The 14,053-nt window shown below is 71.1% G+C and carries 13 protein-coding genes and 2 tRNA genes; 12 read left to right on the plus strand and 3 right to left on the minus strand.

Annotated elements, in window-relative coordinates; translation table 11 throughout:
* Positions 1-31: 31 nt before the first annotated feature.
* The gene (locus IEW03_RS15590; protein ID WP_188524623.1) at positions 32-1,615 is read right to left on the minus strand and encodes a hypothetical protein; all 1,584 of its coding nucleotides are present in this window, start codon (positions 1,613-1,615) and stop codon (positions 32-34) included.
* Between the two features lie 489 nt (positions 1,616-2,104).
* Between IEW03_RS15590 and gyrB the strand changes: the two genes are divergently transcribed.
* The 6 genes from gyrB to IEW03_RS15615 all read left to right on the plus strand — a co-directional run bounded on the left by gyrB (position 2,105) and on the right by IEW03_RS15615 (position 8,288).
* Positions 2,105-4,225 (plus strand): DNA topoisomerase (ATP-hydrolyzing) subunit B, encoded by a 2,121-nt coding sequence (gyrB, locus tag IEW03_RS15595; RefSeq protein ID WP_188524624.1) that lies wholly within the window; start codon positions 2,105-2,107, stop codon positions 4,223-4,225.
* Between the two features lie 99 nt (positions 4,226-4,324).
* A complete protein-coding gene (gene gyrA, locus IEW03_RS15600; protein ID WP_371870634.1) occupies positions 4,325-6,958 on the plus strand; it encodes a DNA gyrase subunit A in 2,634 nt (877 codons plus the stop codon).
* A complete protein-coding gene (locus tag IEW03_RS15605) occupies positions 6,958-7,779 on the plus strand; it encodes a DUF3566 domain-containing protein (protein ID WP_188524625.1) in 822 nt (273 codons plus the stop codon). Before gyrA ends, IEW03_RS15605 begins: the two co-directional genes overlap by 1 nt.
* Positions 7,780-7,908: 129 nt before the next feature.
* Positions 7,909-7,982, plus strand: a tRNA-Ile gene (locus IEW03_RS15610).
* 64 nt (positions 7,983-8,046) lie between these two features.
* Positions 8,047-8,166: a DLW-39 family protein gene (locus IEW03_RS20475; protein WP_225565891.1), complete on the plus strand. Its 120-nt coding sequence runs from the start codon at positions 8,047-8,049 to the stop codon at positions 8,164-8,166.
* 46 nt (positions 8,167-8,212) lie between these two features.
* Positions 8,213-8,288 (plus strand) — tRNA-Ala (locus IEW03_RS15615).
* 94 nt (positions 8,289-8,382) lie between these two features.
* On the opposite strand, the gene IEW03_RS15620 is transcribed toward IEW03_RS15615, so the two are convergent.
* Positions 8,383-9,375, minus strand: coding sequence for a hypothetical protein (locus tag IEW03_RS15620; protein ID WP_188524626.1), 993 nt, complete (start codon positions 9,373-9,375; stop codon positions 8,383-8,385).
* Positions 9,376-9,469: 94 nt separating this feature from the next.
* Here IEW03_RS15620 and IEW03_RS15625 point away from each other — a divergent pair, with 94 nt between their 5' ends.
* Positions 9,470-10,009 carry a peptidylprolyl isomerase gene (locus IEW03_RS15625; protein WP_188524627.1) on the plus strand — a complete coding sequence of 180 codons (540 nt, stop codon included), beginning with the start codon at positions 9,470-9,472 and terminating at the stop codon, positions 10,007-10,009.
* A 240-nt stretch (positions 10,010-10,249) separates the two neighbouring features.
* Positions 10,250-11,047 (plus strand): rhomboid family intramembrane serine protease, encoded by a 798-nt coding sequence (locus IEW03_RS15630; protein WP_229738229.1) that lies wholly within the window; start codon positions 10,250-10,252, stop codon positions 11,045-11,047.
* Between the two features lie 127 nt (positions 11,048-11,174).
* Here the strand turns inward: IEW03_RS15630 and IEW03_RS15635 are convergent, their stop codons facing one another.
* Positions 11,175-11,438: a cell division protein CrgA gene (locus IEW03_RS15635; RefSeq protein WP_188524628.1), complete on the minus strand. Its 264-nt coding sequence runs from the start codon at positions 11,436-11,438 to the stop codon at positions 11,175-11,177.
* Between the two features lie 166 nt (positions 11,439-11,604).
* On the opposite strand from IEW03_RS15635, the gene IEW03_RS15640 reads away from it, so the two are divergent.
* From IEW03_RS15640 to IEW03_RS15655, 4 genes are read left to right on the plus strand one after another with little or no spacing between them, the layout of a single operon-like run.
* Positions 11,605-12,336, plus strand: a complete 732-nt coding sequence (locus tag IEW03_RS15640) for a DUF881 domain-containing protein (protein ID WP_188524629.1) — start codon at positions 11,605-11,607, stop codon at positions 12,334-12,336.
* Entirely contained in the window at positions 12,333-13,145 is an 813-nt protein-coding gene (locus IEW03_RS15645) for a class E sortase (RefSeq protein WP_188524630.1), read from the plus strand. The genes IEW03_RS15640 and IEW03_RS15645 overlap by 4 nt, the downstream gene beginning before the upstream one ends.
* Complete coding sequence (locus IEW03_RS15650; RefSeq protein WP_188524631.1) at positions 13,145-13,312, plus strand: hypothetical protein; 168 nt, start codon at positions 13,145-13,147, stop codon at positions 13,310-13,312. Before IEW03_RS15645 ends, IEW03_RS15650 begins: the two co-directional genes overlap by 1 nt.
* Positions 13,312-14,025 (plus strand): aminodeoxychorismate/anthranilate synthase component II, encoded by a 714-nt coding sequence (locus tag IEW03_RS15655; RefSeq protein ID WP_229738231.1) that lies wholly within the window; start codon positions 13,312-13,314, stop codon positions 14,023-14,025. The genes IEW03_RS15650 and IEW03_RS15655 overlap by 1 nt, the downstream gene beginning before the upstream one ends.
* Positions 14,026-14,053: the final 28 nt, after the last annotated feature.

Consider the following 14,053-nt stretch of genomic DNA (forward strand, 5'->3'; position numbering starts at 1 on the left):
GCAGCGGGTGATCGGCTCACCGTGCCGGGCCTCAGCCCTCGGCGTTCCGCATCCGGCGGCGCAGCCAGAAGAGCGTCGCGCCGCCGCCGAGCAGCAGCGCCGCCACGCCGGCCACGGCGCCGACCGTGGCGCCGGTCCGGGCGAGCTCGGGCCCTGCGTCGGCCACCTCGGCCGGGGCCGGCGGCGTGTCGTCCGCCTGCTCGATCACGTCGGCACCGCCCGTGCCGACCGGGTTGGCGCACTGCGTGGACGCCTCCGGGTACTCCACGATCGTCGAGTACGTCGGGTTGACCTCGAAGAGCACCTCGACGCCCTCGCGGGTCCAGGCGTAGTTCCCGTCCGTCTCGACGTACGACCCGTCCCCCAGCTGCTCCCAGCCCGGCCACTGCAGCGGCGCGGTGTCGGAGGCGCCGGGCCACAGCAGGCGGCCGTCCAGCGGGAGGTCGGTGACGACGTGGTCGTCGCCGTCAGGGTTGAGGAAGGTCACCGTCAGCGGCGTCTCCTCGTCGGTCTCGGCACCCTCCGGCAGGTTGACCTCGTAGGCGAGGTACGGGACCTCGGACTCGCAGACCGCGGCGATGTCGCCGGGGACCAGGGCGCAGTCCTCGGCGCTGGGAAGCAGGTCCTCGAGGGGGAAGACGGCGTCGCCGTTGTCGTTGACGACGTAGCCGGCGAGGTCGTCGCCGAAGGTGTGGCCGGCGGTCGGCGTGGCGATCACGCCGGCGTCCGAGGCGAGGTACGTGACCTCCTCGGTGGCGACGGGCAGCTCGATGTCGGACGAGTCGGCCCCGCAGACGGTCACCGCGGCGGGCGCGACAGGCACCACGACCTCGTCCTCCTCGACCGGAGGCTGCGTGGGCTCGCCGCACGCCTCACCTGAGGGCAGGACGACCCCGAGGTCCTCCAGCTCCTGGTGGGTGTGGTCGACGAGGTGGCCGTCCATCGAGGAACCGTCCGGGAACGTGATGTTCTGCGGCATCGTGTACTCGTCCGGGCCACCGCTCACGAGGTCCTGCTGGATGCCCCAGTCGGTGCACACGTCGGCGTCGGCCAGGAGCTCGGCGACGAGGTCAGGATTGGGCAGCTCGTCGTACCAGTAGGAGCCGTCCTTCTGGGCAGGGAGCGGCAGCGTCTTGGTGCCGAGGAGGGTCTGCAGCCCGGAGTTCTCCCAGCGTGCGTCCTTGTCCTTGCCGCTCCACTCGTTCGCAGGATCTGCGTCGAGCTTCTCGTACAGGTAGATGCCGACCTGCGCCTCATCGACATCGGGCTCGGCGCCGGGGCAAGGGTCGGTGAGACCCGGGGCGCCCGTCTCGGGATAGGTCTTGTCATACGTGTCGTCGTCGTGGGCGTCGACGACGACCTCCCACGAGTGGGACGTCGAGCCGTCGAAGGTGAAGGTCTCGTCGAACGAGCCCTGGAAGTCCTCCGAGGCCACCTCGCGGTCGTCGATCGTGACCGTGACCGTGGCGTCGGGGTACGACTTGAGATCGACGTGCAGGCTGTCGCAGCTTGCCGTGACCGTCGGGGTGTGCGCGGAGGCGGGGGCCGCGGTCGCGACCAGCATCCCGCCGAGGGCGAGCGTCGACGCTGCGACGCCCGCCAGGGTCTTCTTCACCGGGGGTGGGTCCCTTCGTGTAGTGACACCGGGCGCGCGTGGGCGCCTCGGGGTGCGAAACGGGGAATCACGGTGTATTAGACCAGCAAACGGGCGATAAAGGGAGGCCTTGCGAAAAAGGTGCGTAGGGTATACATCGCCGTCGTTCGACCCGGGTCGGGGCGGGCGCGGACAACGCTGTCGGCGCCTGTGGACAACCGTGTGGAGAACAGGGGCGTGACGTGTGCGACCAACTCGTGGAGAGATTCGCTCCAGGGCCGGTAATCCGCCGGTTCTCCGCCCTCGGCAGGTAGACTGGGACGGTCATTCCGGGTCGTGCCCCGACCGCCGGTGAGGCGCTGGACGCCAGGCTCGTCGAGCCTGGCGGACGATCGTCAGATCGTCGTTCCGCGCAGCATGGCGGCGGCTCGTGCCCGGAACCTGTGAGCCGCGCCGTTCCTTGCCTCCGGGCACCGGTGCGTGCACGACGACCGAGGAGCAACCCCGCCCGTGGCAGACCGAACCGACACCCCCCGTCCTCGTACTGCCGCCACCGACGGAGCCCCAGGACCGGGGGCCGGGTACGACGCCGGCAACATCACCGTCCTGGAAGGCCTGGAGGCGGTCCGGAAGCGACCGGGCATGTACATCGGTTCGACCGGTGAGCGCGGCCTGCACCACCTGGTGTACGAGATTGTGGACAACTCTGTGGACGAGGCCCTCGCCGGCCACGCCGACACCATCCAGGTGACCCTCATGGCCGACGGCGGGGTGCGGGTCCAGGACAACGGGCGTGGCATCCCGGTCGCGATGCACCCGACCGAGGGCAAGCCGACCCTCGAGGTCGTCATGACGATCCTGCACGCCGGCGGCAAGTTCGGCGGCGGCGGCTACGCCGTCTCGGGCGGCCTGCACGGCGTCGGCATGTCGGTGGTGAACGCGCTGTCCACGCGGTTCGTCTCCGAGGTCAAGCGCGACGGTCACCGGTGGCGCCAGGAGTACCGCGACGGGGGCGAGCCGGTCACCGAGGTGGAGCGTCTCGACGAGCTCGGCCCGGACGAGACGACCGGCACCACCCAGACCTTCTGGGCCGACGACTCGATCTTCGAGACCACGGACTACGACTTCGAGACCCTGCGCTCCCGCTTCCAGCAGATGGCGTTCCTCAACAAGGGCCTGCGCATCACGCTGACGGACGAGCGCAGCGGGCACGCCGGGACGGACGACGAGGTGACGGGCGCCCCCGAGACGGCCGTCGCCGACGACGCGGTGCGCGAGCCCGTGGACACCGGGGCGGACGGCACGGACCAGGCCGGCGCCCCCCGGACCCGCACGGTGACGTACAAGTACGACAACGGTCTCACCGACTACGTCGCGCACCTCAACGCCGCGAAGAAGACCGAGCTCGTGCACGCCGAGATCATCGACGTCGAGGCGGAGGACGCCGAGCGCAAGATCTCCATCGAGATCGCGATGCAGTGGACCAACGCCTACAGCGAGTCGGTGCACACCTACGCGAACACGATCGCGACCACCGAGGGCGGCACGCACGAGGAGGGCTTCCGTGCGGCGATGACGACCCTGGTCAACAGCTATGCGCGGGACAAGGGGATCCTCAAGGAGAAGGACGAGAACCTCACGGGCGACGACATCCGCGAGGGCCTCACCGCCGTCATCTCCGTCAAGCTCGGCGAGCCCCAGTTCGAGGGCCAGACCAAGACGAAGCTGGGCAACACGGAGGCCAAGACGTTCGTCCAGCGCGTCGTCCGGGAGAAGCTCACGGACTGGTTCGACGCGCACCCGAACGAGGGGCGCGACGTGATCCGCAAGGCGATCTCGGCGTCGCAGGCCCGCATCGCCGCGCGCAAGGCGCGCGAGGCCACGCGACGCAAGGGCATCCTCAGCTCGGGCGGCATGCCTGGCAAGCTCAAGGACTGCCAGTCGAACCGCCCCGAGGACTGCGAGATCTACATCGTCGAGGGCGACTCCGCCGGCGGTTCGGCGGTACGCGGGCGCAACCCGCACAACCAGGCGATCCTGCCGCTGCGGGGAAAGATCCTCAACGTGGAGCGCGCGCGGCTGGACCGCGCGCTGTCCAACGCCGAGGTCCAGGCCCTGATCACGGCGTTCGGCACGGGCATCGGCGAGGACTTCGACATCGCCAAGCTGCGGTACCACAAGATCGTGCTCATGGCCGACGCCGACGTCGACGGCCAGCACATCTGCACGCTGCTGCTCACCCTGCTGTTCCGGTACATGCGCCCGCTCATCGAGCACGGGCACGTCTTCCTGGCGCAGCCGCCGCTGTACCGGCTCAAGTGGTCGAACGCCCCGCACGACTACGTGTACTCCGACCGGGAGCGCGACGCGTTCCTGGCGGAGGGGCTCGCGGCGGGCAAGCGGATCCCCAAGGAGAACGGGATCCAGCGGTACAAGGGCCTCGGCGAGATGGACTACACCGAGCTGTGGGACACGACGATGGACCCCGAGCACCGCACGCTGCTGCAGGTCACGATGGACGACGCCGCCGCGGCGGACGAGATCTTCTCGGTGCTCATGGGCGAGGACGTCGAGTCCCGCCGCAGCTTCATCCAGCGCAACGCCAAGGACGTCCGCTTCCTCGACATCTAGCCGGCCGTCGACGTACAGGTCATCCCTGCGTCGATGTACAGCAAGAACGAGGACGAACGGGACCCGCGCCCTGGCGGCGCAGGAAGGTAGAGGTAGACGGTGACGGACGAGACCCCCGGCCCCGACATGACGGACGGCGTGCCCGGCGACGAGGCACCCGAGACGGTCCAGCAGCCCGAGGGCGCGGTCGCGGTGCACCACGGCCGGATCGAGCAGGTCGACCTGCAGCTGGAGATGCAGCGCAGCTATCTCGACTACGCGATGAGCGTGATCGTGGGCCGCGCGCTGCCGGACGTGCGCGACGGCCTCAAGCCCGTGCACCGGCGCGTGATCTACGCGATGTACGACGGCGGCTACCGCCCCGACCGCGCGTTCTCGAAGTGCTCGCGCGTCGTGGGCGACGTCATGGGCAAGTTCCACCCGCACGGCGACACGGCGATCTACGACACCCTCGTGCGCCTCGTGCAGGACTGGGTGCTGCGGTACCCGCTCGTCGCCGGCCAGGGGAACTTCGGCTCGCCCGGCAACGACCCGGCCGCCGCCCCGCGGTACACCGAGTGCCGCATGGCGCCGCTGGCGCTCGAGATGGTCCGCGACATCGACAAGAACACCGTCGACTTCCAGGACAACTACGACGGCCGCACGCAGGAGCCCGTCGTCCTGCCCGCGCGGTTCCCCAACCTGCTGGTCAACGGCTCCGCCGGCATCGCCGTCGGCATGGCGACCAACATCCCGCCGCACAACCTGCGCGAGGTCGCGGAGGGCGTGCGCTGGCACCTCGACAACCCGGACGTGAGCAAGGAGGAGCTCCTCGCCGCGCTCATGCAGCGCATCAAGGGGCCGGACTTCCCCACGGGCGCGCAGATCCTCGGCACCAAGGGCATCGAGGAGGCGTACCGCACGGGCCGCGGCTCGATCACGATGCGGGCCGTCGTGAACGTCGAGGAGATCCAGAACCGCATCTGCCTCGTCATCACCGAGCTGCCTTACCAGGTCAACCCGGACAACCTGGCGTCGAAGATCGCGGACCTCGTCAACGACGGCAAGATCCAGGGGATCGCGGACATCCGCGACGAGACCTCCGGCCGCACCGGCCAGCGCCTCGTCATCGTGCTCAAGCGCGACGCCATCGCCAAGGTCGTCCTCAACAACCTGTACAAGCACACGCCGCTGCAGGACAACTTCGCGGCGAACATGGTGGCGCTGGTCGACGACGTGCCCCGCACGCTCAGCCTCGACGCCTTCGTGCGGCACTGGACGACGCACCAGATCGAGGTCGTGCGCCGGCGCACCGAATACCTCCTCAAGGAGGCCGAGGACAAGATCCACATCTACGAGGGCTACCTCAAGGCCCTCGACGCGCTGGACGAGGTCATCGCACTCATCCGCCGCTCCCCCAACGCGGACGACGCGCGCACGGGCCTCATGGAGCTCCTGGACATCGACGAGCAGCAGGCGAACGCGATCCTCGCGCTCCAGCTGCGCCGGCTGGCCGCCCTCGAGCGCCAGGCGATCCTCGACGAGCACGCCAAGCTGCGCGCCGAGATCGACGACTACCGCGACATCCTCGCCAAGCCCGAGCGGCAGCGCGACATCGTGCGCGAGGAGATGGACGACATCGTCGAGCGCTACGGTGACGAGCGCCGCACCACGGTGCTCCCGTACGACGGCGACATGTCGATCGAGGACCTCATCCCCGAGGAGGAGGTCGTCGTCACGATCACGCGCGGCGGCTATGCCAAGCGCACCCGCACCGACAGCTACCGGGCGCAGCGCCGCGGCGGCAAGGGGGTGCGGGGCGCGGCCCTGCGCGAGGACGACATCGTCCAGCACTTCTTCGTCACCACCACCCACCACTGGCTGTTGTTCTTCACCAACCTGGGCCGCGTGTACCGCGCCAAGGGGTACGAGCTGCCCGAGGGCGGCCGCGACGCCAAGGGCCAGCACGTGGCCAACATGCTGGCGTTCCAGCCGGGCGAGCAGATCGCGCAGGTGCTCGACCTGCCCGACTACGAGGCGGCCGACTACCTCGTGCTCGCCACCCGGCGCGGCCTGGTGAAGAAGACCCGCCTCGGCGAGTACAACTCGCCGCGCTCGGGCGGGCTCATCGCCATCAACCTGCGCGAGGACGAGGACGGCACGCCCGACGAGCTGGTCGCGGCCCGCCTGGTGAATGCGGACGACCACCTGATCCTCGTCTCGCGCAAGGGACAGTCGATCCGCTTCCCCGCCGACGACGACACGCTGCGACCCATGGGCCGTGCGACGTCGGGCGTCACCGGCATGAAGTTCCGCGAGGCCGACGAGCTGCTCAACGCGGACGTCGTGACGCCGGGCACCGACCTGTTCGTCGTGACCGAGGGCGGCTTCGCCAAGCGCACCGCGATCACCGAGTACCGGGTCCAGGGGCGCGCCGGCTACGGCATCAAGGTGGCGAACCTGGTCGAGGCTCGTGGAGACCTCGTGGGGGCGCTCGTCACCGAGGCGGACGACGAGGTGCTGGTCATCATGGAGCGTGGCAAGATCGTGCGCTCGGCGGTCGGCGAGGTGAACCTCACCGGGCGCACCACGCAGGGGGTCACCTTCGCGAAGCCCGACAAGGGCGACCGGATCATCGCCGTCGCCCGGAACGTCGAGCGTCGGGAAGTCGAGGAGGCGGTCGCCGCCGAGTCGGTTAGCGTGGACGAAGAGGCCGCCGACGAGCACGAGAGCAGCAGCGGGGACGAGGACTGATGAGCGAGAACAGCGCGTCGACCCGGACGTCGGGTGCGAACGCGACGCCGGTGCCGGCGCCGCCCGCCGCGGAGCCGGAGATCGACGACCAGACGCACCGCAGGAGCCCGGTGCCGTCGTCGTCCACGGGCGCCGCGCCGGGCGAGCCGGCCAGGGTGCTGGGCACGGTCTCGGCGGGCGCCGCAGCCTCCGCCGAGGCCCCCGGGTCCGCGGGCACGGGCGCGTCGCCCGTGAAGGACGGCGCCGTCAAGGCGGCCGCCGCGGCGCTGGCCGCGGCCAAGTCCGCGGCCAAGAAGGTGCAGTCCGTCATGCCGGACCCGGCGCGGCCGCAGGAGGGCGAGGCGCCCGCCGCGCCGCAGGAGCCGCGTCCGGAGATGCACTACTCGAGCGGCGACGTGCACCCGGCCGTGGCGACGGGCATCGGGACCGCGGGGGCGGCGAGCGGCGTCGTCCGCGACGCCGGCCCGCGCCGTGTGCGCCTGTCGATCTCCCGCGTCGACCCGTGGTCGGTGATGAAGCTCGCCTTCCTGCTCTCCGTGGCGATCGGCTTCATGACCGTCGTCGCGACGATGGTCGTCTGGTACGTGCTCAACGACATGGGCACCTTCCACACGGTGCAGGACTTCCTGCAGGAGACCGTCGGCCCGCAGACGGTCAACATCGTGCAGTTCATCGAGTTCGACCGTGTGGTGTCCCTGTCGGTGCTGATCGCCATCGTCAACGTGGTGCTCCTGACGGCGATCGCCACCATCATGGCCATCCTGTACAACATCACGGCCGCGCTGGTCGGCGGCGCGCACCTCACGCTCACCGACGAGTGAGCGCGGCGCCGCCGGAGGCCCGCCCGACCGGGACCGACGTCACACCCGACGACGACGGTCCCGGTTTGGGGGCGGGTCCCGCGGTGCGGTAGTGTTCCGTGCTGCACGCGCTTCACGCGCAGCACCCCCGGGGCTATAGCTCAGACGGTTAGAGCGCTTCCCTGATAAGGAAGAGGTCGGAGGTTCAAGTCCTCCTAGCCCCACTCCAGGCCGCACGGCCCGGGCCCTGACAGGCGCGGCCACGCGGCCGCGACGAGGAGGCTGAAGATGAAGAAGCTGTTCGTCCTCCTGCTCGCGCTCGGCGCGGGCTATCTCGTCTGGCGCCGGCTCAACGAGGACGCGGCCGACCGGGACCTGTGGTCCGAGGTCACCGACACCATCGACTGAGCAGGACGCGGGTCCACGCCGACCCGAGCGGCCGCCCAGGCAGCCAGGGGCCATGGCGCAATTGGTAGCGCACCTGCTTTGCAAGCAGGGGGTTAGGGGTTCGAGTCCCCTTGGCTCCACCAGCTCGACACGACGACGCCCTGTCCTCCTCCGGAGGGCAGGGCGTCGTCGTTCCTGGTGTGGTCGCGGCGAGGGTGCGCCGGACGGGCCGACCGATCAGCTCGTCGAGCCGGCGTCCTTGTCGGTCCCCTTCGCCGTGTCGTTCGAGGAGTCCTTGTCGGCACCGTCGTCGGCCCCGGCCTTCGTGTCGGTCGCCGACCCGTCGGCCTTCCGCGCCGTCGAGCGGGTGCGGCTGGTCGCCTTCTTTGCGGCCTCGGTGACCTTGTCGCCGACGTCCTCGCTCAGCTCGGCCGCCTTCTCGCCGGCCCGCTCGGCAGCCTCGCGCCCGCGGGCGACGGCGTGGCCCGCGGCCTCGCCGACGGCCTCGGCCGCGTCCTCGACGGCGTGCCGCGCCTCGCGGGCGGCCCCGTCGAAGTCGGGGCGGGACGTCTGCTCCCACGGCTCGGCCCACGGGTCGTTCTGCGGCTGGGCCCGCCGCCAGAAGGCGTAGCCGGCGCCTGCGGCGCCGAGGAGCAGCAGGGTCCACAGCAGGCCCTTGCCCTTGCGGGAGCTCTTCTCGGCCTCCTTGGCGGCCTTCTCGGCCGCGGCCTGTGCCTTGGCCGCCTCCTTCGCGGCACGCTTGGCGGCCTTCTTGCCCGCCCGGCCGGCCTTCTCGGCCGCCTCGTGCGCGGCCTCGGCAGCCACCGTGCCGGCCCGTGTGGCGGCGTCGTTGAAGGCGGCGACCACGCGCGGGAGATAGTCGTCCACGATCCTGTCGTGCGCCGTGTCGACCATCGGGCCCGCCTTGTCGGCCGCCTTCTCGATCCGCGGCGCCGCGGCGAGCACGCTGTCGCGCCACGCCTTCTCGGCACGGGGGACGAGCCACTCGAGGAACGAGTCGACCCGCGGCTCCGCCCAGTCCTTGGCCTGTGACGCGGCGTCCTTGGCCCCGCCGGCCGCACGCGAGCCGACGTCGACCAGCACCGCGGCAGCCTCCGTCGCGGAGTCCTTGATCTTCTCGGTGTCGACCTTCTCGCCGAGCGAGGAGGCCAGCTTGGAGTTGAAGTCCTTGATGTCCTGGGCACTGTCGCCGACGCTCTTTCGCACCATGGACCCACTCTGCCACCAGGTCACGAGCCACGCAGTGGTACACGCCCCGGACGCCGGGACGATCCGGGAGAGGGAGTGGTGAGAGGATGTGCCCATGTTCGCAACCCTCCACACCACGGCCGGTGACATCCGCATCGAGCTGCTGCCGAACCACGCGCCCAAGACCGTCGACAACTTCGTGGGGCTCGCCAAGGGCACGAAGACGTGGACGGACCCGCGCACCGGCGCCGAGCGCAACGACCCGCTGTACGACGGGGTGATCTTCCACCGCGTCATCGACAGCTTCATGATCCAGGGCGGCGACCCCCTGGGCACCGGTACCGGCGGCCCCGGGTACGCGTTCGAGGACGAGATCCACCCCGAGCTCGCGTTCACCGAGAAGTACATCCTCGCGATGGCCAACGCCGGCAAGCGCCGCAACCCGGTGACGGGCGACCTCGAGGGCACCAACGGGTCGCAGTTCTTCATCACCACCACCGAGACGCCGTGGCTGACCGGCAAGCACACCATCTTCGGCAAGGTCGCGGACGACGAGTCCCGCGCCGTCGTCGACGCCATCGGCACCACCCGCACGCGCCCCGGCGACCGTCCCGTCGAGGACATCGTCATCAACAGCGTCACCATCGAGGACTGACCCAGCAGCACGCACGGCAGGTCGGACGGCCGGGGTCGAGGATGTTTCGTCGCAGTCGCGTTCACGCGCCCCAGGGGGCGCTCCACTTCGGGAAAGATACGACTGCGACGAAACATCCTCGACCCCGGCCTTCTCCCCGGCCGCGCTGACGTTCCACCGCCCACGGAGGGCTGAGCCATCTCCACACCCGAGCCGCAGCCGGCCGCCGGCCCGCCCGTCTGCCCCCGGCACCCCGACCGCGTGTCGTACGTGCGCTGCCAGCGCTGCGGGCGGCCCACCTGCCCGGAGTGCCAGCGCCCGGCGCCCGTGGGGATCCAGTGCGTCGACTGCGTGGCGCAGGCCGCCAAGGCCGTGCCCACCCAGCGCACCGCGTTCGGCGGTGCCGTGCGCGGCGGGCGTCCGGTCGTCACGCTGACCATCATCGGGATCTGCGTGGTGAGCTGGGTGCTGCAGCTCGTCACCGGCGGGGACTGGACCCAGCGGTGGGCGTTCGCGCCGGTCGTCGGGATCGAGGAGCCGTGGCGGTTCCTCACCGCCGCGTTCCTGCACTCCAGCAGCGTGCTGCACATCCTGTTCAACATGTACGCGCTGTGGCTCGTAGGGCCGTTCCTCGAGCAGGTCTTCGGGCGGGGGCGCTTTGCCGCCCTGTACGTGCTGTCCGCCATCGGCGGGTCCGTGGGCTACCTGGTGCTGGCGACGCCCACGATCGACGGCGGGTGGGCGACGCCGGTGGTCGGGGCGTCGGGCGCCGTCTTCGGCCTGTTCGGCGCGATCATCCCCGTGCTGCGCCGCATGGGGCGCAACGCCACCCAGATCGTCGTGCTCATCGCCATCAACATGGCGATCCCGTTCTTCGTGCCCGGGATCGCCTGGCAGGCCCACCTGGGCGGTCTCGTGGTGGGGCTGGCCCTGGGCGCGGGCTTCGCGGCCGCCCCGCGGGAGCGTCAGGCCCTCGTCGGCTGGCTGCTCCCGGCGGTCGTGGGCGTCGTCCTCGTCGCCGTGACGGTCTGGCGGTACACCGCCGTCGGGTGGATCTGACGGGCGCGGGCGGCGGCCGCGGAGCCGCCCTCCGTCCCGTCGTCCACAGGGTTGCTCACACCTGTGGAACTACACCTGTGGAAGTCTCGGACGCCGCGTTCCAGGCCTTTCGGGAGTGCTCCCCGGCCTACTTCCAGCGCGTGGTGAGGCCGAAGCCGGCGATGATGAACACGAAACCGACGGCGAGGTTCCAGCCCCCCAGCGCGGGGATCGGCAGGCCCATGCCGGGCGCGGTGAGGTAGTACAGGACGATCCACGCGAGGCCGATCAGCATGAGCCCGAGCATCGTCGGCACCAGCCAGCGCGGGTTGCCGCCCTGCGGCTTGGCTGCGACGGGCGGCGTCGGCTTCGACGGCACGTCCTTCTTCTTGCGAGACTTCGACTCGGGCACGGGAGCGGCTCCTGTCCGGGCGGGCTGGGCGGCGGCCGGGGGCTGGGCGCCCGCGACCGTCGGAGGTTGTGTCGACTAGCGTAGTCGTCGAGAGAACCGGCCCGGGACCGGACGGCCGCCGGCCGGCCGGCGCAAGGACCAGCAGACCGACCCGAGGGGGGCGCGCATGAACCGTCGACTGCGCTCGGCCCTGTCCGTCGCGAGCGTCCTCGCCGCGGCAGGTCTGCTGTTCACGGCCAGCGCCCAGCTCGCCGACGCGGGTGACAGCCGCCAGCCCCAGGACCTCGCGGAGCTCGTCACGGCCGAGTCCGACCGGGTGACCGAGCTGACCGACCGCATGAACTCGCTCGAGGCGCAGATCGAGGACCTCGGCGAGGAGGCGAGCTCCGACCTGCCGCGCCGCGGCGAGAAGCTGACGTCGCGCGAGTCCGTGGTCTCCGGGTCACGACCCGTCGACGGGGCAGGCCTGCGGGTCTCGCTCGACGACGCCCCCGCCTCCAGCCAGTCCATCTCGGGCGTGCGCGCCGACGACCTGGTCGTGCACCAGCAGGACGTCCAGCACGTCATCAACGCCCTCTGGGCCGGCGGTGCCGAGGCGATGACCCTGCAGGGGGAACGGGTCACCGCGACCTCCGCGTTCCGCTGCTCCGGCAACATCCTGCTGCTGCACGGGAAGGTGTTCTCCCCGCCGTACGTCATCGAGGCGGTGGGCGACCCCGACGCGCTGCGCTCCTCGCTCGACTCCTCCCCCGGCGTCGCCGTCTACAAGCAGTACGTGGACTGGGTCGCGCTCGGCTGGTCCGTCGAGGAGGCGGACTCCCTGAAGCTGCCCGCGTACACCGGCAGCTCGGAGCTCAAGCACGCGACCGTCCCGGACGGCACGGACGTGTTCTCGTGACCCGGCGCGGCGGCCCGCCCGGACACGCGCGGGCGCACACCCGCCGCGGCGCGGGCAGCACGGTCGTCGGTGTCGTGGGCGAGCTGTTCATCACCGCGGGCGTGCTGCTCGGGCTCTTCGTCGTGTGGCAGCTGTGGTGGACGGACGTCCAGGCGGACCGGGTGCACCAGCAGGTGCTGGCCGACCTGGACTGGGCGGAGCCGCCCGTCCAGGACGCCGGACCCGACGTCGCCCCGGAGCGGCACGACGAGCCGCCGGTGCTGGCCGAACCCCCCGAGGGCGAGGTCTTCGCGAAGCTGTACGTGCCGCGGTTCGGCGCGGACTACGTCGAGCCGATCGCGCAGGGAGTCGACAAGGCGACGATCCTCGACCGGCTGGGCATCGGGCACTACCCCGGCACCGCCATGCCCGGAGACCTCGGCAACTTCGCCACCGCCGGGCACCGCACCACCTACGGCAAGCCGTACCACCAGGTCGCCGACCTCAAGGAGGGCGACCCGCTCGTCGTCCGCACGGAGAAGACCTGGTACGTCTACCGCGTCACGTCCCACGAGATCGTCTACCCGTGGGAGGTCGACGTGATCTCCCCCGTGCCGGGGCTCCAGCCCGGCGACGAGATCCCCGAGCTGACCGACCGGCTGCTGACGATGACGGCCTGCCACCCCATGTACTCCGCCGCGCAGCGGTACATCATCCACGGCGAGCTGGACTACTGGGCGCCCGCGAAGAAGGGCGTCCCCGCCGAGCTGCTGGACGCGGGGATCCTCACGGACGCTTCCGGCCCGGCCGGCGACGGGAAGGTGGCCTGATGTACGGCCTGCTGTGGCGCGCTCTCCCCGGCCCCGCGTGGCTCCGGGTGCTGATCCTGCTGGTGCTCGCCGCGGCCGTCGTCGCCGCGTGCTTCGAGTGGGTCTTCCCCTGGGTCTCCGAGTACGTCCCCATGAACGACAACACCGTCGAGGCGAGCACACCGTGATGACTGACACCGACACGACCGGCACCACCACCGGCACCACCACCGGCGGGACCCCGTCCGGGCCGCGGATCCTCGTCGTGGACAACTACGACTCGTTCGTCTACACGATCGTCGGGTACCTCGACCAGCTCGGGGCGCGCACGGTCGTGGTCCGCAACGACGCCGTCCCGCAGCCCGACGACGCGGGCGTCTACCGCGACGCCGACGGGACGCCGTTCGACGGTGTGCTCGTCTCCCCCGGCCCGGGCACGCCGAAGGAGGCGGGCGCGTCGGAGGACGTCATCCGCGCCTGCGCGCGCTCGCGCACCCCGATGCTGGGCGTGTGCCTCGGCCACCAGGCCCTGGCCGAGGTGTACGGCGCCACGGTGTCGCACGCGCCGGAGCTCATGCACGGCAAGACGAGCCTCGTCGAGCACGACGGCACGGGCGTCCTGGCCGGGCTGGGGTCGCCGTTCACCGCGACGCGCTACCACTCGCTGGCGGTGCTGCCGGAGACCGTGCCCGACGTGCTCGAGGTGACCGGGACGACCGCGTCCGGCGTCGTGATGGCGGTGCAGCACCGCGACCTGCCGCTGCACGGCGTGCAGTTCCACCCCGAGTCGGTGCTCACCGAGGGCGGCCACCGCCTGCTGGCCAACTGGCTCGCCGTGTGCGGCGACGCCGGCGCCGTCGAGCGGTCGCGCGGCATGGCACCCCTCGTCCACCAGGGCTGATCCACCAGGGCTGATCCACCAGGGCTGA

Source organism: Isoptericola cucumis, assembly GCF_014635665.1.
Classification (GTDB): Bacteria; Actinomycetota; Actinomycetes; order Actinomycetales; family Cellulomonadaceae; genus Isoptericola; species Isoptericola cucumis.

Coding starts and splice junctions, on each gene's coding strand:
- IEW03_RS20475 (WP_225565891.1), top strand. CDS start 8,047: ATGAAGAAGCTGTTCGTCCTCCTGCTCGCGCTCGGCGCGGGCTATCTC.
- IEW03_RS15620 (WP_188524626.1), bottom strand. CDS start 9,375: ATGGTGCGAAAGAGCGTCGGCGACAGTGCCCAGGACATCAAGGACTTC.
- IEW03_RS15650 (WP_188524631.1), top strand. CDS start 13,145: ATGTACGGCCTGCTGTGGCGCGCTCTCCCCGGCCCCGCGTGGCTCCGG.
- IEW03_RS15605 (WP_188524625.1), top strand. CDS start 6,958: ATGAGCGAGAACAGCGCGTCGACCCGGACGTCGGGTGCGAACGCGACG.
- IEW03_RS15625 (WP_188524627.1), top strand. CDS start 9,470: ATGTTCGCAACCCTCCACACCACGGCCGGTGACATCCGCATCGAGCTG.
- IEW03_RS15655 (WP_229738231.1), top strand. CDS start 13,312: ATGACTGACACCGACACGACCGGCACCACCACCGGCACCACCACCGGC.
- IEW03_RS15640 (WP_188524629.1), top strand. CDS start 11,605: ATGAACCGTCGACTGCGCTCGGCCCTGTCCGTCGCGAGCGTCCTCGCC.